The following is a 23,082-nucleotide window of genomic DNA, read 5'->3' on the forward strand; positions in this document are numbered from 1 at the left end:
TGTTCGCTACCGAGGATCGGGCCGTTCCGAGGAATCTGTATTTCTTATGTACTTTTATTCGGTCCGGTGAGGGACCGTCTTCGGGCGGGCACCCGCGATCAACACGCCGCGCAGCACCCGCTGGAGAGGCACGCGCAACCGGTGGCCGCGGTGGCAGTAGGTATCGAAGACGTCCTGCGGCAGGCGCAGTGTCACGAGCACCATTGGGTTTGCAGCCTTCGGGCGGCCGCGCTTTCCCCGGGTCAGCGGATGCGGCTGCTGGTGCGCGCCGGGATCCTCGCGCCGGCGGGCCATCACAGCGACACCGCCAACGCTTGCCGCTCAAGCGAACGCCAGAGGGTCACCAGCGGCCGCACGCCAGGCTTGGTGGCCGGCTGCAGGTTGAATACGGCCAGCCGCAGCGCGCTCTTCACGTGCACGATCCGTGTGCGCGCCGGCGCGAAGTCGCTCCAGGCGCTGTCTTCGCAGTTCCACTCAAGGCACGGCAGCGTGGCTAGCCGCAGGTCGGCCGGCGGCGACGCCAGGACGCAGCCGAGGGCCGCCTGGTTGAGCCCACCGAACCGGGCGCGCCACTTCTGATGCAAGGGCCGGTCGGTCAGCATCCGCCGGTTGACATCCGCCCACTGACGCAGGAATGCCTTCGAGCGGTCGTTCACGCGCAGGAACACCACGCCGGCATTCAACGGCAGCTTGTAGGGCTTCGGGCGCACCGTGTAGGCCACGTCGAACGCCTCCTGCCACACGTCGTCCAGCGGCCGCAGGATGACGGTGTCGGCGTCGATCAGCAGCACCTCGGCGCCGTCGGGGAGTTGCTGCACCGACTCACTCCAGAAGTCCAGCTTGTGGGTGTTCGCGCGATACGATTCCTCGACCGCGCCCGACCGCTTCGGCCGATCGAGGCGGATGATCCGCCGTTCCCAGTCGGGACACTGCCGAGCGGCGGTGGCGGCCAGAACCGGCGCGAGCCGATCGAACTGGCCGCCCGCGTCGCCGAAGTAGCACGACACCAGCAGCCTCACCGGTAGAACCTGCCAATCCACGGGAACTCGCGTTGCACGTCTCGCTGCCACGGGTCGCGGCGACCGTGGAACATCACGATTCGCGCATCAACCGGCAGGTGTTGCGATCGGCGCAGGTCGTTCCTCAGGCTGTAGATGCCATCCGCTCGCGTCCACTTGGCCTCGGCCGGGCCAAGGCAATGCGAGATCCATCCCTGATCGGAGCCGTAGCACCCAGCCAGCCGCGCCGCGGCGGGCGAGGTCGCCGGATCGAACCGCTCCCACACCTGCGGCCTGGCGCCAGCCGTGAGCAGCACCATCGAGCCGTTGTAGGCCGTGGTCGGGTGCGTGCCGCCCCAGAACACCGCGTCTTCCGGCCGGTCCCAGACTGGCGTCACGTCGCCCGTGATCACGCAGTCCAGGTCGATCGACACAAACCGTGGGCCAAAGAACTGCCCGGCGTCAGGCGCGAAGGCACGCAGGCGCCGGTAGCAGCTCGGGCTGCGGGCCCCATGCGGGCTGGCCAGGTCGGCGTGGTCGGGCCACAGCGGCACCACCTCGACATCCGCATCAAGGCCGGTCGCATCGTCCGTAACGCAGATGAAGCGGTGCGGCCGCTGGTAGTTTCTCGCGACCATCCGCTTGAGCGTGTTGACGGTCGAGGGCGGATAGACAGACCGGTAGCCAGGCGCGGGTTTCCAGCGCCAGCACACGACTGACAGGTCAGTCACAGCAACCGCTCATAGGGGAACGTGACGCGCAGCGGCCGCCACTTTGGATCCTTGTTCCGCTGCTCGCGGATCCTCGGAACGTTGGTCTTGTCCTGCTCTTCCTTCCGGCCATACGTTGTCGTCGACGCGTCGGCGAGCACCTCTCGGGGATAGCGGACCAGCACGTCCTCCCGCATCACGACGACGCGGGCCGTGGCATGAACCCTGTCGCGGAACTCCGCATCGGTGCCGTAGAAGCCGGAGAACCGTTCGTCGTAGCCGCCGATGTCGTCAAACATCGACCGCGTGAGGAACCAGCTATTCGGGTGCGGCTTGTAGGGCGTCATCGCTGGCGCATCGACGCGCGCGAACCGGTGCACGCTGCGCGGGTCCAGCCGCTCGGTCATCAGCGCGCACAGCGTGGCCGCCGGAACGACGTGATCGATGTCGGTCAGCAGCACCCACTGCGTGTCGGCCACGGCGACGCCGAGGTTTCGACAGAACAGCCAATTCCATCGGACGTCCACTTTGGTCCGGTAGAGTCGGAACGACGCCACGCCGGTCTCTTCAACGGCCGGCAGCGCGGGCGCCGTGGGCGAGCAGTCATCGACCACCACCACGTGGAGGCGCCGCTTGATGTCGTCTGGATACTCGCGCCACACGCGCTGTTGCTCGCGCAGCATTCCGGGGTTCTCGTAGAAGGGCAGCACCAACGTGATCGCGCGCATCGATCCCACCTACACCGCCCCTTTGTGAACAAACACGTAGTCGCTGCCAGGCGCGGACCGCACCTGCCGATAGCCCAGGTCCTGCAGCAGCCGGCGCACGTCGTCATCGGTCTTGCCGAAATGCTTGGTGAACTCGCGGAGTTCGACTTGGATCACCGGGTGCGAGCGGCGAATCGTCTCCACTGCGCCCTGCAGAGCGTGGCACTCGTATCCCTCGATGTCGAGCTGCAGGAAGTCGACGTCGAAGAGATCCATGTTGTCGACGGTGGTCATGTAGGCCGACTGGCCTTCGTCGGTCGTGCTGATGCGATGGGACCCGAGACTCTTGTGCTTCACGCGACAGGGGCCATGCGCAGCCCCAAGGGCCGCGGGGCTCACCACCACCGACGCGGGGACGTTCCGTTGTAGGCATTCCCGCGAGATGGCATCCGGCTCGAACGTGTAGACACGGGCGAACGTCTCAGCCAGGCGCCGCGGCCAGAGGCCGATGTTGCCGCCGGCTTGGACCGCCGTCCGGCGCGTCGTGCAGAACTTCAAGCCGACGTCGAGCGAACCGAGGTGATCGAGCGAGTGCCGCCACTTCTCGGCCACGTCATCCGGCCACCACACGCCTTGAATCTGGATCACGGCTGCGCCTGCCCGCCCCACGCGGCGTCGAACCACGGCCAGCGCAGCACCGCTTCATGGTTCTTTGGTTTCTTGACCAGCACCACCTTCGCCTCCGCCGGCCATGGCGGCTGCACCCGCGAGATCCGTGGGAACCACTCGACCGGCAGGCCTGCGGCATCGTGGGCCTGTTCGCCGATCCAGTCCTGATCGGTGCTGAGACTGGCCGCGCTGGCCGGCGTCCAAGTGTCGAAGAGGCGTCCCTGCGTCCCGGCGTCCCACACCATCACCGAGCCGTTGAACCGACGCACGAGACGGCGCCCATACCGGTCGGTATCGATGCGAGGGCGCTCGGCCGCGAGTTCGTCAGCGGCCAGCGCGAAGGGCGCCGGGTAGTCGACGATGGGGTCGAGCGGCGCCACGATGAGCGTATCCAGGTCGAGATACAAGACCCTGCCGCCCCAGGCGCGGTCGTGCTCAAACAGCCTGAGCTTGGTCCAGAGCGCGAAGCATTCCGGCAGCCGAGCGACCTCCACCGCTTCGACACCGGCCGGCATGGCGTGCGGCTGGTCGGTCAGACAGACGAACCGAAATGGCCGGGCGAGGTGTCGGCGCACCATCGCCAGCAGCCGGCGGACATACTCCGGCGTGTAGGGATACTCGCCCTTCACCAACACGCAGGCGACGGTCAGAGGAATGTCGATCATCGCCGCTTCGCCTTTCGGCTGCGATTGATCAGCACGTAGCGAGCGAATCGGGTGTTGCCGCAGCGCCGAACGCGTCCCTTTGTCCTCAGGCGGTTCAACGCCTCGCGCGCCGCAGGCGGCTCCATGCGGGCATAGGCCGCAATCGCAGGCACCTGCCGATGGCCGGCAGCGATGGCCTCGACGACTAGAAAGTCCGCTCCACCAACGGGGGCGCGACCCGATCGTCGCACCGGCGTCATGGCAGCAGCACCGCAACCCATTCACGCGCCGGCTTCCCTGGCCGAATGGCGACGTCAGGGATCACCGTGAACCCGCGCGCCTGAGTTCGCGCGTGCCACCAGCCGCCGGGCTCGACGATCAGGTGCGCGTTGCGACCGTCGGCGAGGGTCTTACTGGCCAGTCTCGTCGCGACCACCACGAAGACGGCCTTGCGCGCCAGTGACCGCATATGGTCCAGGACGGTATCCAGTCGATCCGGTTCGATGTGCTCGAGGACGTCCGTCGAGACCACCAGGTCAGCGAACGACGGCAGCGCATTCTTTCCAGGGATCGCCGGGTCATATTCGCGGCAGACCAGCGCCGGATGCTTCGCGCGGATCGCGGTCGCCAGCGTCCCTTGGCCGCAACCGTAGTCCAGGACGGACATCGCGTCGTATTGCGCGGCCAGCGCTGCGACGACATCGACCCACTTCGAACCCTTGCCGCCATAACCCCGCGGCGTGGCGTGGAGCGCGCGCTGTGTCTCGAGGTAGGCCGGTGAGATCAGGTCTTGGGCGCGCGTCATCGCTGCACGTAGGTGAAGTTGCGACGCGCAGCGCCGGTGAATCCGGCACTCCGGTAGTCGTCGAGGGAATAGCCGGCCGCGAGGGCCTCGTCCAGTAGCTGGTCGAACAACGCCTGCAGCTCTGGCCGAGGGTGCGGCAGGATGGCGCCGGCATACCAATGCGAGCGGCCTTCGCGTTGCAGCCGCGGGATCGCGTGCTTCAAGTGAAGCTGGTGCTCGATCCTGGTGTAGTGAATCGCCTTGACGCGCGGGTCGCCGAGCTCGTAGCCGCGCAGGTCACCGCAGTCCCAGTTGCCGTCAAAGGGCGCCAACACTTCAGGGTGCGCCCGGAAGTAGTTCAGCACCGTGCCGTGCGCATCCGACAGCCGGCGCAAGGCGTCGAGCGGCGGCACGTGGCGCCTGGCACGCTCGCAATCGAACAGAATGCAAGACGTGGTCAGCTTGCCCGTAGCGCTGCGCACCAGCGCAACATCCGGGATGTCCTGCGCCCACAACTCGGCGAGATCGGCCACGAACAGAAAGTCGACGTCGGTGTAGATCGCCCGGCCCTTGAACTCGCAGACACCCGGGATCGACCAGCGGAAGTGCGTGAACGGCGTGCGCCCGGTGCCGCAGGCCCAGCCGCTCCACGGGCCATGCGACGACTGCCGCATCCACGTGATGTCGAGGGGCAGGCTGCAATGCTTGCGCGCCGAGTATTCGAGAACCATCTCGGCCTCGAGGTCCTCGGAGTTGGCGCTGGTGCCGACGAAGAGACGAATCGGATCGCTCATAGGCTTGGCTTCGAATGAGGTGCGGGTGGATTCGAACCACAGCCCGGAGCGTCGAGGGGTGTGCCCCTCTCCGAGCCCTGCACACAAGACCGGCATTCCAGAAGCGGCCTTGGTTGCACCGCCCATCCGGTTTCACTACACCTCATACGAACTCCTCGAGCGGCCGGCGCTCGAAACACGTGACGCGCGAGATGGGCGAGCAGTTGACAATGCGGACGCCCTTGGCCGCGGCATCGGCCCCCATCGCCGGCAGCACGGCCATGTGGCGCTGAAAGTGGTCTTCGGGCGGAAACTGCAGCGGGTGCTTGCAGAAGTGCCCGCCACGCATGTCGTAGCCGACCAGGACGATCGTGTTGGCGCCGAAGTGGTAGGCCAGGTTGATGGCCGACGTGCCGGTGTCCAGGCCGGTGACGTGGTCGGTCAGGTCGCTCAGCGTGCCGTGCGCCTTCGACCGCGTCACCCGCTTGAAGACCGGATCCAACCCTTTGCAGTAGCGGCCGCGCACGATCGCGTGGCAGCCCGGGGCGTCTCGCTTGGTCCATCGCGGCAAGAGCCCGGCCGCGATCTCCTCGGTCCATTCACCGGACATGAAGAACACGTCGGCGTCTGGCCTGAGCACCACGCCGTGCTTCACGGCGATCACCGGCCCATTGAATCGCCGGATCAGGTCCACCTGCGGACCCGCGCTCTCGCCAGTGCACACGACGAGACACGTGGCGCCTGGCCATTGCTTCGGCACATGCCATGGCGTCGGCGGCGTCCAGGTCATCCCTTGTCCTTGTCGGTGACCCACATCGGTTCACCGCGGCGCCGCTTGCGGAGGAACATGCCAATGTGGCCGAGGTCGATGGCGTGCACCCCGCGCGCGCACAGATCTGCCGCGAGGACCGTCGCCGTTGGTCCGAGGCAGATCAAGGCCCGGGCGGGTGTGCCGACGCGCTCGAGGATCTGCGCGTAGTCCGCCCACGCGTGCTGGCGCGCGCAAACGACTTCGGTGACGTGGCCGGCGCCGACCAGATCCTCGGCTACCAGCGACTTCGAGCTGCCGCGCACCAGCGTCACCGCCTGGCCCACCCACAGCGATTCGAGGTGCTGCCAGTAGTCGTCGGTGTTGATCCACGGCGCGGAGTCTGGCCGGGAGATGAACGAGCTGACATAGGGCCGCTCGACCAGGAAGCGCCCGAACCCCATGTGCTTGCCCCAGAAGTCGGCCTTGGGCGTGTTGCTGCGAATGTTCGGGATGCCGACGAGGCAGTCGCCGGAGTCGCGGAGGATGGCCCTCAGCCGCTGCGCTAGCACCGCATCGCCAACCTGCGACTTGATGCCGCTGCCGTCGGCGCACAGCTTGAACTCACCATCACCGTAGCGGGCGATGCTCTTGCCGCCCGCGACAAGGGCGAGCGTGGCGCGCTCGTCGAGCACGTCAGGATACGAAGCCATGTTGTGAAGGTGGCAACTGCACTGGCAGCCCTGCCGTGAACAGTGTGCAGTCGTCGGAATTGTCGAGAAGGGATTTATTCCCCGGTTTGCTCTGTTTGCTCTATTTGCTTGTGTTCCCCGTGGAACTCAAGCCGCGACAGCCGGCAGCCGCTTCGCCGCCTCGGGCCAATACTCGGCGCAGTAGCTCTGGAACTTCGACAACGGAATCCGGTAGAGGCACCGCGTCACGCCGAGGGGCGTCCGTCGCTCGAAGACGTCGGCTTTCAACCGCCCGTCGCGAATTTCGTTGCGCACGAACTGTGGCGTCACGCCGAGGAAATCAGCACACGTGCGCGTTGTCCAGATCACTTCCGTCATCACTCGCCTCCGAGATACGTGCTACGCGATACGCGCCGATCGTTGCCGGCGTCTTGCGTTTGGACTGGCACCGCCCTGCGATGAGTCGCGGCTGGCTTCGACTGCTGCGCAGCCGCCGCGGCCTTCTCCAACACCTCGGCCATCTGCTCGATGTTTGGGCGCAGCAGCTTGAACGCGGCCAGCGCCAACACCGCCGTGTCGAGCGCCTCGTTGCGTTCCCGATCGAGCACCCAGACGCTGTGGGTGATCACACCCGCCTTGTTCGTGCGGGTCTCCTTGTGCTCGGAGCAAAGCTGCGCGAAATACTCTTCGTCGATCGTGTCGAGTTCGATCGGCCAGTGCATCAACTGCGGCTGCCCGGGCTCAACCGTCAGGTAATTCATGACGTCGGACTTGGCGTCATCGACGTTGATGGGATACAGCCGGACCGGCCGCGGCGACTTGCCATAGCGCTTCTCACTGGGCTTGCCGACGATCGGCTCGCCAGAGCGACCGCCGAAGCCCTTCGTGGCGAACACGCGCCGGTGCTGATACCGGAGCACGAAGTCGTAAATCTCCTCGGTGGCATAGCCGGTGTCGATGCACGTGGCTTGGATGGGCAGGTCGACGCCGCTGGCGTGGTGATACTTGCGCTGCAGCGCCTCCCACAACGCGTCGCGGGTCTCGGCCTTCTTCGGGTCGCCCGGCACGACGCGGTTGTCGACGACGAACCGCTCTTCGCCAGGGCCCCAACCAATCACCTGCAGCTCGAAGCGGTTGTCCTGGACGTCGACGCCACAAGTGAGGACCGGCGCCTGCAGCGGAACCTCGATGCCGGGCCCGTAGTGCTCGCGCCGCTTCATCAGCGTGTGCGACTCGATCTTGCCGCCGCGCTCTTCCCAGCCTTCCGCGAGCGTGGTGTTGATGAAAACCTTGAGGTTCTCTTTGCCGCGGGCGCGAGCCGACAGCCACTTCTCGACGAGGCGCTGCAGCGTGACGTCGCCGAGCGTCGAGACCATGGCAGGCAGGTGGAAGCCGACCAGTCCGGTTTCCTTGGGCTCGGCAGTGGGAATCCACCCGAAGCCGGGCGTGTGCGACGCCTCGAGGATCAGGCGGCGCCGTTCGGGCTCGGTGATCTGGTAGCCGCAGGGGCACTCGACGCGCGCCGTCGAGGGGTCGCGATCGTCGAACACCACGAGGAAGTGCTGGCCAGCGTCTTTCGAGTCGGCCTTCGGCTTCCGCCAGACAATCCAATCGAGCCGGCCGCAACCTGGGCACGTGATGTGGAACCGACGCTGGTCGCTGCGCCCATACATGACATCGATGCGGCCGCCAACGAGCGTCGGCGTGGAGACGAAGATCGCCAGGGCGTCGTGGAAGGTGGTCGTGCGGTTGATCAGCAGGTCGGCCGGGTCGCCTTCGTCGCCCACCACGGCCGGAAAGCGATCGACGTCGTCGCCGAGAGCGATGCGCACCGACCACCGGGCGAAGGTGTTCTCGGTGTTGGCGCCCCCAAGTGCTAAGTAGCCCCCGGGGAAGATTTTCAACGCGAGCGTGCTCTCGGACTCGTTCGACCCTCGAGGCGGCCGCTTCTCCCGCACGACCTTTCGCAGCTCAGGCGTCGTCCTGATCATGTCGCCCAGTCGTTCCTTCGACCAGGCTTCAGCGACTTGCGCCGTCGGCTGCACCACCAGCATCGCGCACGGGTCGTGCTCCATGTGGTAGCCGATGATGTTGCTGATGCCTTCGGAGCCGCCCGACTGGTGGCACTTCTTCAGGGCGATCACACGCGTGCCGGGCTCGTGAACGGCGTTCATGATGCCGCGCAGATACGGCACGGTGTCGGTGTTCCAGCGGCCGCCGCGCGCTGCGCTGGTTTCCGGCAGCCGGCGCCTGAGATCGGCCCACTGGCTGACCGTCAGTTCCGGCGGTGGCTGCGCCGCCTCGGACCACGAGCCGACGAGCTCGTCCGTCGGGTTCATGGCTGGACCTCGTCAACGATTGGCGGCGGCGACGCCGGTGCCTCTGGCACCGCGGCAGCTGGCGGCGGCGTGCTCGATGGCGTCGGCTTCTTTTTCTTCTTCGCCTTGCGTCGCTTTGGCTTCGTCGTCTCCACAGCCGGCGCAGCGTCTTCAACGTCGGCGAGGGTTTTCCAGCCGGCAATCTCGATGAGGATCTCGCGACAGATCGCCGCGACTTGCGGTTCCTGATCGCGGGTGATGAAACCGGCCTGCGTCATCCTGCGCGGAATGCCGCGGACCTTCGACGCCCACGCGGCGGTGTAGGCCTGGCCGGCGCGGGCCACTTCATCTCGAGGCAGCAGCTCCCCGGCCCGCCGCAGATTCTCGCGTTCAACTTTCTCGGTCTGCGCGCGCGTGAGACGAGCGCGTTCTTGCTCGAGCGACAGATTCGAGCTGAGCTTTGTGGCGTTCGTTCGCTCGCGCCACTCCTGAACCGCGGCCAGGTCGAACAGCGAAGCCTGCCCGCGGGGCATCTTCTTCGCGACCGGCATGCCGTCGCTTTCCCAGCGAGTGATCGTGCCCTTGTGCTGACCCAGTCGATCCGCGAGTTCCTGACGGGTCAACAGCGTCGGCGTTTCGGCCGCGCTGGTGCCCTGTTCTACAACTTCTTGGTTCTCAGAATCGGCCAAGGGCGGCGCTCACCACGTCGAGGAAATTGGGGCGTGTCTCACCAGACACACCACCCGTAACTACAACTAACAACTAGCCTTAGGGCGATCCTTGCGAATCAGATGCGCTGTGCGGCCCCGTCCACCCGCTGAGGTTTATTAACCACAGGGTCCCCCAAAGTTTTGGATCTACGGCCCATTGGATTCGCCGTGGCCGGCGGCCGGGTTGGCTGTCGACGGACGGATAGCCTCCTCCACCGATGGCAGCAACGACGCCAACAACTTGGCCACGCGTTCACGGTCGGTGTTGGTCAGCTCGCTGTGGGTGTGGCCATCGAGCGACCGCACTGACAGCGAGAACTTCAACGCGCCCTTCCCTTCACCACGACGATCGATTGAGATTTCCATCTGCTCATTCCCTTGGGTAGCGGCGCCTTCAATCCATTCGATTGCGTGGCGCAGATCATCAGCAGCATCTCGGGCGAGATCACCCGACGATGCGTAGTTGTTCTCGATGCCATCGAACATCGGGCAGCCGGCGGCATACCACGCCTGCCTGGCCTTGAGCGTTGATAGCAGTTCAACCTGGCGCCGTGCGCGTTCACTCATGACGGTTGATATGTTCATGTCGGGCGCACCACTCGTGGCGTCCAGGTCAGGGCGCCGCACTGGCACTTCATGCCTTCGAGCGGCATCTGGTTAGGGTCGGACTCGAGCGTCTCCCAGCGCCAGACGTGGTAGCACTTGATATTGCAGCGCTTGGGGTTCTCGGGCCGCCGGAACCGGGCAATCGTCACAACCTGAACGACGACGCGCCACACGTTCTTCGGTGGCCACACTGGCGCTCGGAATGTCACGAGCGCTCTACCTCGATGGCGTGGGTAATGTGCCAGCCACCGTCAGCTCGAGGAACGTAGTTCTTCGTGAGCCAAGGCACCAGTTGTTCTGACCACTGGGCGAGCGTGACGATGCCTCCCGTCTCTCGAATGGCGTTTACGTCAAAGATTCGAACCTCGTCGGCTCTATCGCGATGTTCGAGAATCTGGGCCGCGACCCAATGCGTCTGACGATAGCGGGCCGCGATCGGCACGCCTGCCTTCAGCCACGGGCCTTCCCATTGGATTCGGGCGAGACCAAACTTCGGCCAGCCATCCTGGACGCGAGCGTTGAGGCCCATTACGTGGACCTGATGACTACGGATCTGGCCACACTTGGCAGCCTCTCCGAGCGCCTGAAACATCATTCGAGGGTTCGTGTAGCGCTTCGAATCGAACCCATCCAGCCAAGGGCGAACCTGATCGGGCGTCAATCCGACAGCCACTGCTAGGGCGGCGGGGCCGCAGTTCATCCCCCAACGTTCCCAAGCGTCCTGTGCCTGGTCACGATCGAACACGGGCTGCAGTGTCACGCGACACGCTCCAGCTTCATCGCCTGGACACGCGCCAACAGCCAATCAGGCGGCGTCCAGAGGCCTTGGGCGCCACGAACCTCCAAAGGCTCGGACAGCTTGCGCACGTTCTCCAGAACCCAGCACCACGGGCCGTTGGCGTGCTCGTGGCGATAGAGCTTGCGCCACGGTCCCCACTTATCGTCTTCGCGGGCCGTGCCGGTCTTCGGCAGGCAGGCCGAAAGCCGGGCGATTCCCACGACGGCGCCGAAGCGCATCCCGGGGAACTCGTCAAGGTCGAACCCTTCCATCCATTCCTTCGAAAGGCCGGCGTGGATCAGCAGCTCACCGCGGTAGTGCGTTGCCCAGGTGCGGTTCTCGATGGGCTTCAAGCCGCGGAGAATCAGCTCCGGGAATGGTTGGCAGATTGTCAGGGCCTTCGTGGGCATGATCACGCCGTTGCCTTCACCTTTCCGCAGTCACACGGCGCCCAATGCCCGCAGGCATCGACGTCGGCGTGGTCAATCAGATCAGCGGCATCAGCGGCCCGAACTAGCAGTTGGGCGAGCTTCCTCGCCTCGTCCGGAAACAGAATCGCCCTTTCGCGGCCAACTTCGAAGTCGACGAACGTCGGGTAGTAGCGGTTGCCGCGGCGCTGGACTCGATGGTTGTCGTCGCTCATCGGCACTTCGGGTTGAACGCTGACGCGCACCTCATCGACCAGCGCGATCGCTGTTTCCGAAAACACGGTTTCCTTGGTCCACCAGGTGGCCTTGCCCTCACGCGCCGGAAGGTTCTTGCGGCAAACGCAGGGCTCCGTGGAGTAGCCGCTAACCAGCACGTCGCAGCCCTTCACCTTGGAGGCGACTACATAGGCCCCGGTGCCTTCGCAGACGCAGGTGGTCTGGATTGCGTCGAAGGTCCGCCATGAAGCGTTCATGCTCGCAACCTCGGCTTCTCTTCGTAGACGCCAGGCCACGAATAGAGATTGACGGGCTTGGTTTCAGTCTTCGCTGGGCCTGCGGGCGTAGATCCGGTTGCGAGGTGTAGCCGACGATCGCGCCGATCGATCGTCCAGCCTGGCGTCTCGTAGCCGCAGAGCAGGCACTGCTGGAACAGCCGCGAGTCGGTTCGGGCTCGATACAGCTCGTGGCCACCATGAAGGGCCCAGCACGTCGCGTGACGGAGTCGGCGGACGACGCTGGCGGCGAACATCAAACAACGTTCGAGGACGTCAAGCATTACGGGCCTCCTGATCATCGAGTTCGGCGACGCGGTTGTCGCAATAGCCGCTCATGCGGCGGTGGATGTCGGCGAGCTGCTGGTGACGCACCGATCGCCAGTCGTGGTAGTCGGAAAGCAGGTCAAGCCACCAGCGCAGCAGGGCGGCCTTCACAGGTCACCCGATTCGTTGTCCTTGCGGGTCCAGATGTAGCCGGCGACGGCAAGAAGCCCCAAGCCAATGCCCAACCCGATCGCGACGATGGTTTCGGTCATGAATGCCTCCCGAGGGCTTCGTTGGCGGCCGCAATGGACTCGGGCGAGAAGACGCGCAGCATGGTTTCCTTGGCCGCGAGGTCACCCGATGGCCGATGAACCGGCTGAAACCCGTTCCGGCCGAGATACCGTATGAACACGACGTTGCCGCGCTGTTCGGCCTCGAGGTTCAGCGTGGCGTGCCGACGGGCGCCATTCGCCAAATACAGGGCCTCACGGTGCCCTTCGCACTCGACTGGCACCCACAGGCCGGGGGAACGCTTCGCGGCCAGGTAGGCCGGCTGGCGGTCCGCACGGGGCGGTGCGCACGGCGACTGGATCGGCGGCAGCGTCTTGACGGGCGGGAGGATCTTCATGCCATTACCTCCCAACGCAGTTTGTCTTGGAGCGGGGAGAGGCCCTCAACTCGCGGACGAGACGGGCAGGACCAGGAACGGCCCTTCACCTCGGCGACACATTTGAAGCCTGACGCCTTTAGTGAGAGCCCGGACTCGTTGGAGCCGATGTAGGTGATCAGCTTCGTGTAGCCCAGCGCGAAGGCAGCGCGGGCACATGCCCCGTAAAGGGCGCTACAGGCATTCCTTGTGCCGTCGGTGCAGTTGCGAGTGACCTCAAGTGTCCATCCGTCGTCCAAGCCACGGGCGTTCGGACGGCCGACGATCGCAACGCCGACCACCACTTCGGCCAAGACCTCCGAGACGACAGCCACACTGAACTTGTGACCGCGAACCGGGGGATGATGCCGATGGTGGCGCGCCACGAAACTGTTTGCCTGGTCGAGGTCACAGGGAACGATTCGCAGACGAGCCTTCATCAGAACAGCCCGCCTTGCCGGTCCTCAGCCTCGAGGTATTCAACAGCCTGCCGGAAATACGAGGCTTTCAGCTCGGAGCCGATGAACCGGCGGCGCTGGCGCAGCGCGACGACGCCTTCAGAACCGATGCCCATGAAGGGCGACAGGACCGTGTCCCCTTCGTTGCTCCACAGCACGACGGCGCGGGTCGTGAGGTCCAGCGGCATCGGGCAGATGTGCTTTTCGTCGTTCGGAGCGCGCGAGCCCTCAGCCTCGAGGGTGTCGGTCTCGCGGGTGCTCATCCAGACCGGCGACGCCCATTCCTGCCATTGGTCGAGCGGGAACGACTCGGGGGTGTGCGTGACGGGCGTCACCGGTTCGCCCTCGGCCGCCCACTTGCGGAACACGACGAGGTATTCCGGCAGTCCCTGCCGGCTGAAGGTGCTATCCGCGCGCAGCTGCTTGTAGAGCAGCCCATGCGCCTTGGTCTTCGTCATCTCGCGGACCGGGCAGCGCCAGATAGTGACGCGAGAGTGAAAGTCGAAGCCGGCGTCCTTGTGGGCCTGAATCAGCATGCCCGGCAGGTCGCGCAGGCCAGCGGTGCCGCCCTGGTTGCGGTAGTAGACGAGGTCCTTGCAGTGAACCGCGCACAACCGGCCAGGCTGGGTCACCCGATAGAGCTCGCGGGCGAGGAACTGGTAGTGCGCCAGGAACTCGGCATCGTCCTTCGCGTTGCCCATGTCGGCGACCGAGTCGTTGTATAGATACAACCCCGCGAACGGCGGCGAGAACACCGAGAAGCCGACGCTGGCATCCGGCAGCTGGCTCACGACGTCGACGCAATCGCCGTGGTAGGCCGCGAAGCGATCGCCGTGCACGTCACCGAGGCAGTTGATGGCGGTCATTCGTAGGTCTTCCCTGTTTTCATATCCATCGGTTAACTCGCTTTCCTGAGCCACGCGGGTAACTGGCCGGCGTGAATGGGTTGATATGCCTTGCGTAGCGGCGGCGCCAATCCGGTAGCGCGACGCATTGCCGCGGCCATGGCGGCCTTCATGCGCTGGTGATCAGCCGACTTGCGGTCGATGACACGCCCGATCGCGTCCTCGCCTTCGGCGACGATGAGGTGCACCTGGACGACGAACCGCTGACCGAAGCGCCAGCAGCGGCGGACGGCCTGATACCAGGCCTCGTAGGAGAACGAGCGGCCGACGAACGCCATCTGCCGGCAGTGCTGCCAGTTCAGGCCGTAGCCGCACATCGAGGGCTTCGTGATGAGTATCCGGACGGCACCCGAACCGAAGGCCGCAATCGCTTGTTCCTTGCGCTCGGTGGACATCGACCCGCGCACCTCGGCGACGCCGTCCACGCCCTCGAGCGCGGCCCATAGGGCGTCGGCCTCGTAGTCGGTGTCGCACCAGAGCACCCACGGGCCCGGCGTCTCGGCGGCCAACTTGCCGGCGGTCTGCGCACGGCGTTCGGCGGTCTGCCGCTTGATGTCGTGAATCTCGGTGGCCGACACCGGGACCGTGTTGAACAGCGCATCGCCTGGCGAACGGCGGACGGTCTCGGCCTCGACGACGTGCCGGATGATCTGCAGCTCCGGCAGGTTGAAATTCGGGAGATCGTCGCCGAGGTCGCGCGGGTGCTCGGCCATGCGCGACCAGGACGCCATCCAGTCCCAGAACGGTTCGACCGCGTGGCCCTTGAGCCGATAGGTGCCCATCGACGTCTGGTCGGCGATGAACCAGCGCATCAGCATCTCGTGCGAGGTCATCAGGCCGAGGAACTCCGCGTGCTGGCCGAGCTCCATGTGATCGTTCGGCGCGGGCGTCGCGGTGGCGGCCATGCGCCAACGGTGGCCGGCGAAGGCGGAAATCAGCTTGCGGGTGGTCGCACCCGTGAACGCCTTGAGGATCGACGACTCATCCAGGGCGACGGCCCCGAAGGCGGCCGGCTCGAGGAGATGCAGGCGGTCGTAGTTGCAGACGTTGATGCCGTCGGCCACGTCGCCCATGTCCCGGATGACGCGCGCCTGGTAGCCCCAGCGCAGGCCTTCGGCTTCAATCTGCCTGGCCACCGCCAGCGGGGTCAGGATCAGCGCCCGCCCGTTCGACGCGGCCGCGGCGTGCGTGCACCACTCCAGCTCGCAGGCGGTCTTGCCGAGGCCGGTATCGAGGAACAGGCCATAGCTGCCGGACCGCAGGCCGAACGCCACCGAAGCCTTCTGGAAGCCGAACAAGTGCGGCGCCAGCGTCGGCAGGTCCTGCTCGGCCAGGCCACGTTCCGGGACGGTGATCGTCTTGCCGGCCAGGAACTGCTGATAGCTCGTGTCCATCAGGCGGCGCCTCCCAGGTCGGACGAGACGCCGTAGATGTCGCGCGCCATCGGGCCAGCGCCCTTCGCGCGCTCGTGCGTCTCGGTCCGAACCACAACGAGGACGCCCCGGCGGCGGAGGTCAGAGACCTTGCTGTAAACCTTCGACTTGCAATACTGGTCGCTGAACTCGGTGACGATCTCGCTAATGGCCACCGGTTTCAGGGCGACGAACTTGACGACGGCGGCGCCAAAGGCGTCACCGGCCCGCAGTTGCGGCGGGGCTCCGATCCTGATTCCCGCAGGCCTGACGGGCTGGGATTCGACGGCGAGGTAGCGGCCGAGAGGGGCGCGGGCGGTGCCATCCCATACGACTTCCATCACGCAGGCCTCCTGACGCGGTCTTCGGCGGTGTGGTCGATGACGCGGCCGAGGCGACGATCTGGATAGCGCTCCCAGATCATCCAGTCGCATGACACGCTGTCGTTTCCTGACCCTCGGAACGAGTAGCGGGGCTGCCCGATCTCGCGCGTGGGTGGGAACTGCGCCAGCCACGGGCCGCGGTCCTCAGTGGGTTCAAGGAACGTCTTCCGCAACAGGAACGCCACGCCGACCTGAGCCACGCTGATGGCGTGCTGCAGGATGGGCAGGGCGTTGACGAAGGTCGGGTTGGTCACTACCCAGTCGATGGCCGGCAGTTCGGGCCGCTCACCCATGCCGCCGCGCCAGCGCTGCCAGTAGGCGGCCTGCGTGGCGTCCTCGTGCGTCTCGGCCGGGTGACGCGGGTCGATGTCGTTCGTGTGCACCGTGAGGCCGTATTCCTCGCGCAGCACCACGGCGATGGCGTCGTTACCAGAGCAGCACTCGAGGATGACGGGGGCGCGCTGGCCCTTCGTGCCGTCGTTCAACGGGATTGAGCGGACGATGGCGCGGTGGTAGTGCACCAGCGAGCGCGTCATGAACTTCGGCGTTTCGTAGAAGTCTCCGGTGGACCGGACGCCGGTGTCGATCGTCGGCACATTCCCGAAGAGGTCGACGTCAAGATCTCCGGGAGCGCCCTGAATGGCGTTCAGGTCAGCGGCGGTCATCAGCTCGCCGGTCATGACGCCCGGGCCTTTCCCAGCTGCTCCAGCGCGGCCTGCAGTGCTTCGAAGTCACCGAGGCGGACCATGACGTAGCTCTCGCCGTCGACGGTCTCTTCCTCGTTGATGGGGCCGCCGTTGTGCTGCAGGCAGGCCTGGCCGGCGCGCACGAGCTCCTGCTGCGCTGCGTGGATGCTCCGGATCTTCGGCATCACCCGCTCGAGCGCCGATGTCGCCTCAGCGCCACTGAGTTCGCGGCCGTCTTCGTGTTCGCTCATGCCGCTGCCTTCCCTTTCCGCGCCCGCTTCTTCGGGGCGTAGTCCTTGGCGATGGCCTTGCACAACGCAAACGCCAGCTCGCCTGGCCAGGCGTTCCCGATCTGCCGAACGACGTCCTCGCGCTTGCCGGTGAACTGGTATTCCTTGGGGAACGACATCGCCGCGGCCAGCTCGTGGGGCTGCAACATGCGGAAGCGGATGTCGAGCGCCAGGCCGTTGATCACTGGCTGGACCAAGGCAAACCGATCCTTCGTGGTCACCGTCGGCAACGGCGCACTGACCGGGCTGGTGTTGTTGGTGCCGTAGTAGGAGGCAATCACCGGCTCGACGAGCGCGCGGTGGTTCTCACCCAGCACCGTCGGCAGTGGCTCGTCGATGCTGTTGGCGTTCCTTCCTTGGCCAGATGGCCCGCCGGCCGTCACGAGGAAGGCCTCCGCGAGCGCGCGATGATCGCGCCCAAGCACTGTGCCCATCGGCTTGCTTACCGGCCGGGCGGGGCACTTGGGACCGCCAGCCGACACGATGATCGCCTCGGCGACACCAATGGCACCGCCGCGGGCAGTCGTGATTGTGGGGACGGGCTTGTCCACGCTGAGCTCTCGGCCGCCATGCTCCATGGCCACCAGCGAGGCTTCAGCGACGGCGTAGCGGTTCGACGCCGGCAAGGTGCCCAGCGGGTCTTCGATGGACTGCTGGCGCCTGGTCTCATCACCGCCGCCAAAGGCCACGTCGACGATGACGGGCTCAATGACAGCGAATTTGCCGCCACCAGACGCCGGGATTACCGGCACAGGCTGATCGACTGAATGCGTGCGCGGGCCCTGCCCCTCGCGCTCGCCATACATCGGGACCATAAAGGGCTCGACGAGCGCAATCGCGCCGTCTGTGGCCACTGTCGGAACCGGCTGTGAGACGGGGCGCAACGAGGCACCGCCATGCTGGCCAAGCAGCGCGGCTTCCACCAGGTATTGGTTGGCCTTTGCCGTCAGCGTCGGCAAGGGAGCCTCGATCGAGTTCGACCGCAGGTCGCCGGCGCCGTGGTTGACGGGCACGATGAATGGCTGCGCGACGCCAATGTGCTGCCCCTCTACGGCGAGCGACGGAATGGGTGATTCCACCGACCGCCCGTCCGCGTGGTTACGAAGCACCACCAGGAACGGCTTGAGTTCAGGACCGCCGAACTTCTCCAGGCCTGCCAGGATCCGGGCGATCGTCGCCGGCTTCAGCGGCTTCTTCCGGTTGAAGATGCTCTTGCCCTGCAGCGACCAGTCGATAATCTCGCGCGCCGCCTTCCAGCGTTTCGTTGAACCGAAGAGCGTGGACGCGCCGGTCCGGCTGTGCGTCACCTCCGGCCAGTTGATTTCGTGCCGGGCGCGCCGGGCCAGGACGAACAGCCGCTGCCGGGTTGTGGGATCGCCGAAGTCGGCGGCGTTCAGGATCTTTACTTCGAGCTTGTATCCGAGCGAGCGCAGCACCTCGAGAAACGCCTTGAACGTCTCGCCCCTCTTGGACTTCAGCGGCTTGCCGTCCGCGCCCAGCGGCCCCCAGTTGCGGAACTCGGGCACGTTCTCGATCAGGATGGTGTCGATGTAAAGCTCTTGCGCCCACTTCGCGACATTCCAGGCCGACGCCCGGGACTGTTCGTTCTTCGGGCGGCCGCCAGCGGCGTTCGAGTGGTGCGTGCACTCAGGCCCAGCGAGGAGCAGGTTCAAACGGCCGCTCGGAACTTCCTCACGGGGGTTGATGCGCTCAATCTCTTCGCACTTGTGGCGAACGTTCGGGTGATTCAGCAGGTGCGTTTGAACAGCCGTCGGCCAGTGGTTGATGGCCAACAACTCGAGCTCGACGCCGAGGGCGGCACAGGCCCGAACAAGGCCAGTGCTCGCGCCACCGGCGCCACAGAACATGTCAACCGCGTTCATCTTCATGAGCGCGCTCCAGCCGGCACGCGGTAGTGCGGCAGGTTCTCGGCCTTGAGGTAGCCGTTGGCCACCAGCCAGGAGATCAGCGCGTCGAGCGGCCCTGAGCAGTAGGCCTGGCCGGACCGCGCGCACAGGTCAGCGATGCGCTGCTGGTCGGCAGACAGCCGGCCGCCATCGGCGTGCTTGGCTTCCCACAGCAGCGTCACGCTTGGCGCGCCGCCGCGGGCCGGGAGGAACGCCAGCACGTCGGGAATGCCCGGCGTCTGGCGGGTCCCCTGATCCTCGGGGACGAAGGTCTTGCACTTCGGGCACGGTTTACCGCGCGAGCGGCGGGTGCCGATGATCAGCACCACGGCCCCAAGCGACGACAGCAGCTTGCAGCCCTCGTGCTGTTGATACTTCTCGAGGTTGGGATTCTTGGGCCGACGCCCAGCGCCATCGCGCGCAGCACGACCGGCCGGGACGCGCGTGACGTCCCGAATCAACCGGTCGAAGCCTGAGGCGATGGCGCTGGAACGTGGAGCCATGGCGTTAGGCGAGAACCGCGATGTTCAAGTCCTTGAGCTCGGTATCGAGCCAGTCCTTGATGCGCTGAATCGCGCTGAGCTTCCAGGTGCCGCCGTCGGCTTCGAGCAGGGCGAGGCTGGGCAGCTGGCCCTGCTCTGCCTTCGCACGCAACACGAACACCGAGGAGGGCTGCATGATGTCGCGAAAGGTGCGGAAGGGTGTCAACGTGACCGGGTTCGGCAGGGTCTGGTGCGACTTCAGCACCGCGCCGTGACGGGCCTCGAGCGTCTGCGTCACGCCGTTGTCGAGGGCCGCGGCCGACTGTTCGGTCTTGACACTGCTCACAACATCCAGCAGCGCCGCGCGCTGGTCCATGTCAACAAACCTCACCTGCAGGCCGATGTTGAAGTCTTCACTGGAGTGGTATTTCCCAACAAAGCCATCGGTCATGTCGTGGGCTTCCGCCGTGATGTAGATCTCGCGATCTCGGGCGGGCGCGCGAAGAGCGCTGCCTACCGAGACACGGTTCGGCGACTCGATGTGGGCGATCAGCTTCGACAGGTCGAGGCCGTCGCGGTTGGTCTTCAAGTAGTCGCGCAGGGCGCCGAGCGTGGCGACCTTCAACGCAGCCGCCTTCGGCAACGGGAACGCGGGCTCCGGCTTCGCCAGGCCTTTCGGATCCTCGGCGGTCCAGTCGTTCGGCCGCACAATGAAGCCGCCGATCTCGATCGGCTTCCGTTGCGCGAGATCGGCGATTTCAGTCACGTCGGTTTCTACTTCCATTACTCCTGCCTTCCCTGGCTAATGTTGGTGACGGCCGCCAACGGTTTCACTTCGGGCTCGTCGAAGAGCCCACCCTGCCGCGGATCGTTCTCGACCGCGATCAGCTTGCCGGCGTGCATGCCCATGAACACCTGCGTATTCACGGTGAGGATGCCGGCGAGTTTCGACGTGCACTTCACCTTCACGTCGGCGTTGTCGCGCTTCACGCCTTCCGGCTTGAACTCGATGCTGATGGTGATGGTGCGTTTCTGCTCGGGATCGGTGTTGATGTCGGCGATGTTCTCGACGACACGTTTCAACTCGGCGCCGAACAACTCGACGACCGCCCCGCCCGCGATCGTGTCCAACGTCACGGCTCTCACTGCGTTCATGCCCGTCACTTCCTTTCCTCGGTGGACGACGCCGGCAGTGCGGACTGCACCGCCAGCTTCTTGCTCTCAACTTCTGCGGGGGTGGCCAGGCGCCAGCACGTCACGGCGTTGCCGGACGGGCTCAGGCCTTCGCGGTCGGCCGGCCACAGCTCACCCTTGATGCTGTTGCGCGCGCCGCAGATCGTCGACATCAGCCAGCCCTTTTCGTAGAACACGTCCCAGTCGCTCTTGCCCTTGTCGCCGGCAGCCGCGTAGATCTCGCGCAGCTCCTGCGCCTTCGACACGCGCGTCTTCGAGGCCGCCTCGGCGGCCATGGCGCTGTGGTGCGTGGCGATGGCGTGGTCGCTCTGCGCGACGGGCAAGGCAGGGCGTTCCCGCGCCACCGGCGCCGACCAGTCGAAGCGGGGCTGAGGGTTGCTCATGCGTCGCCGTCCAGGTCCTCGCCGCGCACGGCCGCGGGGGGCGGAATGACGAGGTTGTAGGTCTTCAGGGCCCACGGGCCGACCCAGGTGATGAGCGCGGCGAACTGTCGGCGCGTCAGGTCACCCGTTGACGGCACCTTGGGGATCTCGCGGCCGGTCGCGGGATCGACGATGACGCCGAAGCAGCACGCGAGCATCAGCGCGTGCGCCTGGCTGGACGTGTAGCCGGTGGCCTTCGCGACACGCTTGACCGGAACGCCGAACCAATACGCGAGCTGCTCTTCGGTGCGCGCCGAGATGAGATACAGCCGCGCCATCACCCGCTTGCCCACCTTCCGCAACAGCCACGACTGCAGGGCACGCGGCTGCGTCCACTCGATGCGTCCGGCGAAGTTGACGAGGCCCGTGTAAGGTCTGGCCATCAGCTCACCTTCCGCTTCGCGGCGGGCTTCTGCACGACGATCGACAGACCCTTGCCAGGACACGCAACGGCCATGGCTTCCTTCAGGGTGAGGCTCAAATTGGTGCGCAGGTGGGTCGCGACGAGGGTGTTCGGCGCCGCGATTTCAATCAGCTCGTCGGTCTCTCGAAGTAGCCAGCAAGGCTGCAACCAGACGCCTTTGGTGTGTTCTGAAATTTCCAAAAACCCGATGACACGCTGCCACGTGTCGGTCGGATCGTTCGTAACCGGTACGATCTCTGGCTCTTCTTCTTTTCTCTTCTCTTCAATTCCATTCAATTCTCTTGACCCGGAATTTCCGGGAAACTCCCGGACCTTCCCGGAATTGGCGGGGGCTTCCGGGAATCGTGACTTTGTCCGTTTATGTAACCCGCTCTGGTGTGCTTCGAAGTTGTTGACCTGCAAGCAGATGCGTTCACCGCCGCTGCTTGGGTCTGGATAGACGGTGATCAGCCCCACTTGTTCGAGGTGCTGCAAAGCCGCCTGAAATTCCGGGAACTTCCGGGGGCTTCCCGGAAAGACCAGGAATTTGACCGTTTGCGGGTCCCCGGGCATGCGTCCGAAGTCGTCGGAGTGGGCCACCAGCAACGGAAACAGCGCCTGGCAGAACTCGGCGAGCTTGCCGGCGACGTCGTGCAACGCCAAATAGCGCTGCGACGTGCTCAGGCTCTTCGAGATGATGCGACCGCGGGCCATTGGGCTACGCTCCCACCGCCGCCCGGCGCTCGGCCCACAGGCGCACCAGCAGCACGAGGACCTCGGCCCGGCAGCCGGCGAGGCGCACGTTCGACAGGTGGTGGAAGACGTTCGAGCGGACCCCGAGCAGGATCAGTTCCTTGCCCTTCGCGTGGGCGTAGAGGAACTCACCGTGCCGGCCACCGGTGCCCTTCGACTCCCAGCCGTGGGGGTTCATCGCGACCAAGACGTCGGACCGATCGATGTCGGCCAGGTCCAGCCGCGCCGCCTGATCGGTGTCGGGCATGTCGGTGACGCGCAGCCACGTCGAGGTCACTTCGTAGCCGGCGCCCTGCAACAGCGCCAGCAGCACAACGGCTTCTGACTTCAACTGAAACGGTGCGGCAATGTAGACCTTCAGCATTCGGCAAAACTCCAACTACGGGGGTCTTACGTGGTTTCGATGAACTCGCCAGCTGAATCGAGGCGATACCAGGTAAGGGCCTTCAAGAGCCCATCGCTGGCGTCGCCCACCCCGATCCGCGCGCAACGCATTTCGTAACGCGCGGCCGGGCGGTTGTAGAACCCCAGCGCAATCACGCCAAAGGGACCCGCCTGAGCTTTCGCGTCGATGTTGGTGGCCACGGCTGCTGAGCACGCGCCCGTGGCTTTCGCGGGTGCGCCGTATCCGGAGCTGCTCGCGGGTGCGCCGTATCCGGAGCTGCTCGCGGGTGCGCGGGTTCCGGAGCTGCTCGCGGGTGCGCGGGTTCCGGAGCTGCTCGCGGGTGCGCCGTCTCCGGAGCTGCTCGCGGGTGCGCCGTATCCGGAGCTGCTCGCGGGTGCGCGGGTTCCGGAGCTGCTCGCGGGTGCGCGGGTTC

36 protein-coding genes are annotated in these 23,082 nt (G+C 65.7%); 1 reads left to right on the forward strand and 35 read right to left on the reverse strand.

The window, feature by feature from the left end; translation table 11 throughout:
* Positions 1-54: 54 nt before the first annotated feature.
* The 35 genes from Q8T13_23690 to Q8T13_23860 all read right to left on the reverse strand — a co-directional run bounded on the left by Q8T13_23690 (position 55) and on the right by Q8T13_23860 (position 22,849).
* A complete protein-coding gene (locus Q8T13_23690) occupies positions 55-204 on the reverse strand; it encodes a hypothetical protein (GenBank protein MDP3720776.1) in 150 nt (49 codons plus the stop codon).
* Between the two features lie 89 nt (positions 205-293).
* Positions 294-1,019, reverse strand: a complete 726-nt coding sequence (locus Q8T13_23695; protein MDP3720777.1) for a hypothetical protein — start codon at positions 1,017-1,019, stop codon at positions 294-296.
* Positions 1,016-1,729 carry a hypothetical protein gene (locus Q8T13_23700; GenBank protein MDP3720778.1) on the reverse strand — a complete coding sequence of 238 codons (714 nt, stop codon included), beginning with the start codon at positions 1,727-1,729 and terminating at the stop codon, positions 1,016-1,018. The genes Q8T13_23695 and Q8T13_23700 overlap by 4 nt, the downstream gene beginning before the upstream one ends.
* On the reverse strand, positions 1,726-2,436 hold the full coding sequence (locus Q8T13_23705; GenBank protein ID MDP3720779.1) for a glycosyltransferase family A protein: 711 nt from the start codon (positions 2,434-2,436) through the stop codon (positions 1,726-1,728). The genes Q8T13_23700 and Q8T13_23705 overlap by 4 nt, the downstream gene beginning before the upstream one ends.
* A gap of 9 nt (positions 2,437-2,445) precedes the next feature.
* Positions 2,446-3,063, reverse strand: coding sequence for an FkbM family methyltransferase (locus Q8T13_23710; GenBank protein ID MDP3720780.1), 618 nt, complete (start codon positions 3,061-3,063; stop codon positions 2,446-2,448).
* Entirely contained in the window at positions 3,060-3,749 is a 690-nt protein-coding gene (locus Q8T13_23715; GenBank protein ID MDP3720781.1) for a hypothetical protein, read from the reverse strand. The genes Q8T13_23710 and Q8T13_23715 overlap by 4 nt, the downstream gene beginning before the upstream one ends.
* Before the next feature lie 235 nt (positions 3,750-3,984).
* Positions 3,985-4,533, reverse strand: coding sequence for a methyltransferase domain-containing protein (locus Q8T13_23720; protein ID MDP3720782.1), 549 nt, complete (start codon positions 4,531-4,533; stop codon positions 3,985-3,987).
* Positions 4,530-5,306 carry a glycosyl transferase gene (locus Q8T13_23725; GenBank protein ID MDP3720783.1) on the reverse strand — a complete coding sequence of 259 codons (777 nt, stop codon included), beginning with the start codon at positions 5,304-5,306 and terminating at the stop codon, positions 4,530-4,532. The genes Q8T13_23720 and Q8T13_23725 overlap by 4 nt, the downstream gene beginning before the upstream one ends.
* Positions 5,307-5,448: 142 nt before the next feature.
* On the reverse strand, positions 5,449-6,075 hold the full coding sequence (locus Q8T13_23730; protein ID MDP3720784.1) for a hypothetical protein: 627 nt from the start codon (positions 6,073-6,075) through the stop codon (positions 5,449-5,451).
* Positions 6,072-6,746, reverse strand: a complete 675-nt coding sequence (locus Q8T13_23735) for a GT-D fold domain-containing glycosyltransferase (GenBank protein MDP3720785.1) — start codon at positions 6,744-6,746, stop codon at positions 6,072-6,074. The genes Q8T13_23730 and Q8T13_23735 overlap by 4 nt, the downstream gene beginning before the upstream one ends.
* A 126-nt stretch (positions 6,747-6,872) precedes the next feature.
* The gene (locus tag Q8T13_23740) at positions 6,873-7,103 is read right to left on the reverse strand and encodes a hypothetical protein (protein ID MDP3720786.1); all 231 of its coding nucleotides are present in this window, start codon (positions 7,101-7,103) and stop codon (positions 6,873-6,875) included.
* Positions 7,103-9,064, reverse strand: a complete 1,962-nt coding sequence (locus Q8T13_23745) for a phage terminase large subunit family protein (GenBank protein ID MDP3720787.1) — start codon at positions 9,062-9,064, stop codon at positions 7,103-7,105. The genes Q8T13_23740 and Q8T13_23745 overlap by 1 nt, the downstream gene beginning before the upstream one ends.
* Positions 9,061-9,732 carry a terminase small subunit gene (locus Q8T13_23750; protein MDP3720788.1) on the reverse strand — a complete coding sequence of 224 codons (672 nt, stop codon included), beginning with the start codon at positions 9,730-9,732 and terminating at the stop codon, positions 9,061-9,063. The genes Q8T13_23745 and Q8T13_23750 overlap by 4 nt, the downstream gene beginning before the upstream one ends.
* Positions 9,733-9,900: 168 nt before the next feature.
* Positions 9,901-10,320, reverse strand: a complete 420-nt coding sequence (locus Q8T13_23755; GenBank protein MDP3720789.1) for a hypothetical protein — start codon at positions 10,318-10,320, stop codon at positions 9,901-9,903.
* A gap of 14 nt (positions 10,321-10,334) precedes the next feature.
* Positions 10,335-10,550 (reverse strand): hypothetical protein, encoded by a 216-nt coding sequence (locus tag Q8T13_23760; protein MDP3720790.1) that lies wholly within the window; start codon positions 10,548-10,550, stop codon positions 10,335-10,337.
* A 14-nt stretch (positions 10,551-10,564) separates the two neighbouring features.
* Positions 10,565-11,104 carry a hypothetical protein gene (locus Q8T13_23765; GenBank protein ID MDP3720791.1) on the reverse strand — a complete coding sequence of 180 codons (540 nt, stop codon included), beginning with the start codon at positions 11,102-11,104 and terminating at the stop codon, positions 10,565-10,567.
* Positions 11,105-11,115: 11 nt separating this feature from the next.
* Positions 11,116-11,547, reverse strand: coding sequence for an ASCH domain-containing protein (locus Q8T13_23770; protein MDP3720792.1), 432 nt, complete (start codon positions 11,545-11,547; stop codon positions 11,116-11,118).
* 2 nt (positions 11,548-11,549) lie between these two features.
* Complete coding sequence (locus Q8T13_23775) at positions 11,550-12,038, reverse strand: hypothetical protein (GenBank protein ID MDP3720793.1); 489 nt, start codon at positions 12,036-12,038, stop codon at positions 11,550-11,552.
* A 294-nt stretch (positions 12,039-12,332) separates the two neighbouring features.
* On the reverse strand, positions 12,333-12,494 hold the full coding sequence (locus Q8T13_23780) for a hypothetical protein (GenBank protein MDP3720794.1): 162 nt from the start codon (positions 12,492-12,494) through the stop codon (positions 12,333-12,335).
* 97 nt (positions 12,495-12,591) lie between these two features.
* The gene (locus Q8T13_23785) at positions 12,592-12,951 is read right to left on the reverse strand and encodes a hypothetical protein (GenBank protein ID MDP3720795.1); all 360 of its coding nucleotides are present in this window, start codon (positions 12,949-12,951) and stop codon (positions 12,592-12,594) included.
* On the reverse strand, positions 12,948-13,409 hold the full coding sequence (locus Q8T13_23790) for a hypothetical protein (GenBank protein ID MDP3720796.1): 462 nt from the start codon (positions 13,407-13,409) through the stop codon (positions 12,948-12,950). Before Q8T13_23790 ends, Q8T13_23785 begins: the two co-directional genes overlap by 4 nt.
* Positions 13,409-14,293: a DNA methyltransferase gene (locus Q8T13_23795; protein ID MDP3720797.1), complete on the reverse strand. Its 885-nt coding sequence runs from the start codon at positions 14,291-14,293 to the stop codon at positions 13,409-13,411. Before Q8T13_23795 ends, Q8T13_23790 begins: the two co-directional genes overlap by 1 nt.
* 32 nt (positions 14,294-14,325) lie before the next feature.
* Positions 14,326-15,726 carry a DEAD/DEAH box helicase gene (locus Q8T13_23800; protein MDP3720798.1) on the reverse strand — a complete coding sequence of 467 codons (1,401 nt, stop codon included), beginning with the start codon at positions 15,724-15,726 and terminating at the stop codon, positions 14,326-14,328.
* Complete coding sequence (locus Q8T13_23805; protein MDP3720799.1) at positions 15,726-16,088, reverse strand: hypothetical protein; 363 nt, start codon at positions 16,086-16,088, stop codon at positions 15,726-15,728. Before Q8T13_23805 ends, Q8T13_23800 begins: the two co-directional genes overlap by 1 nt.
* Positions 16,085-16,807 (reverse strand): hypothetical protein, encoded by a 723-nt coding sequence (locus Q8T13_23810; protein ID MDP3720800.1) that lies wholly within the window; start codon positions 16,805-16,807, stop codon positions 16,085-16,087. The genes Q8T13_23805 and Q8T13_23810 overlap by 4 nt, the downstream gene beginning before the upstream one ends.
* On the reverse strand, positions 16,804-17,064 hold the full coding sequence (locus Q8T13_23815; GenBank protein MDP3720801.1) for a hypothetical protein: 261 nt from the start codon (positions 17,062-17,064) through the stop codon (positions 16,804-16,806). The genes Q8T13_23810 and Q8T13_23815 overlap by 4 nt, the downstream gene beginning before the upstream one ends.
* Positions 17,061-18,992 (reverse strand): DNA cytosine methyltransferase, encoded by a 1,932-nt coding sequence (locus tag Q8T13_23820; protein ID MDP3720802.1) that lies wholly within the window; start codon positions 18,990-18,992, stop codon positions 17,061-17,063. Before Q8T13_23820 ends, Q8T13_23815 begins: the two co-directional genes overlap by 4 nt.
* Complete coding sequence (locus Q8T13_23825; GenBank protein ID MDP3720803.1) at positions 18,989-19,513, reverse strand: hypothetical protein; 525 nt, start codon at positions 19,511-19,513, stop codon at positions 18,989-18,991. The genes Q8T13_23820 and Q8T13_23825 overlap by 4 nt, the downstream gene beginning before the upstream one ends.
* Positions 19,514-19,517: 4 nt before the next feature.
* A complete protein-coding gene (locus tag Q8T13_23830; protein ID MDP3720804.1) occupies positions 19,518-20,258 on the reverse strand; it encodes a hypothetical protein in 741 nt (246 codons plus the stop codon).
* A gap of 17 nt (positions 20,259-20,275) precedes the next feature.
* Entirely contained in the window at positions 20,276-20,647 is a 372-nt protein-coding gene (locus tag Q8T13_23835) for a hypothetical protein (protein MDP3720805.1), read from the reverse strand.
* Between the two features lie 5 nt (positions 20,648-20,652).
* Positions 20,653-21,069: a hypothetical protein gene (locus Q8T13_23840; protein MDP3720806.1), complete on the reverse strand. Its 417-nt coding sequence runs from the start codon at positions 21,067-21,069 to the stop codon at positions 20,653-20,655.
* A complete protein-coding gene (locus Q8T13_23845) occupies positions 21,066-21,491 on the reverse strand; it encodes a hypothetical protein (GenBank protein ID MDP3720807.1) in 426 nt (141 codons plus the stop codon). Before Q8T13_23845 ends, Q8T13_23840 begins: the two co-directional genes overlap by 4 nt.
* Positions 21,491-22,225, reverse strand: a complete 735-nt coding sequence (locus tag Q8T13_23850; GenBank protein ID MDP3720808.1) for a hypothetical protein — start codon at positions 22,223-22,225, stop codon at positions 21,491-21,493. Before Q8T13_23850 ends, Q8T13_23845 begins: the two co-directional genes overlap by 1 nt.
* A 4-nt stretch (positions 22,226-22,229) precedes the next feature.
* Positions 22,230-22,628, reverse strand: a complete 399-nt coding sequence (locus Q8T13_23855) for a hypothetical protein (protein MDP3720809.1) — start codon at positions 22,626-22,628, stop codon at positions 22,230-22,232.
* 26 nt (positions 22,629-22,654) lie between these two features.
* Positions 22,655-22,849: a hypothetical protein gene (locus Q8T13_23860; GenBank protein MDP3720810.1), complete on the reverse strand. Its 195-nt coding sequence runs from the start codon at positions 22,847-22,849 to the stop codon at positions 22,655-22,657.
* Here Q8T13_23860 and Q8T13_23865 point away from each other — a divergent pair.
* Positions 22,836-23,082, forward strand: a 247-nt coding sequence (locus Q8T13_23865; GenBank protein MDP3720811.1) for a hypothetical protein, incomplete at its 3' end; no start/stop codon positions are given. The genes Q8T13_23860 and Q8T13_23865 overlap by 14 nt on opposite strands.

The organism is Acidobacteriota bacterium (genome assembly GCA_030697165.1).
Taxonomy (GTDB): Bacteria; Acidobacteriota; Vicinamibacteria; order Vicinamibacterales; family UBA2999; genus 12-FULL-67-14b.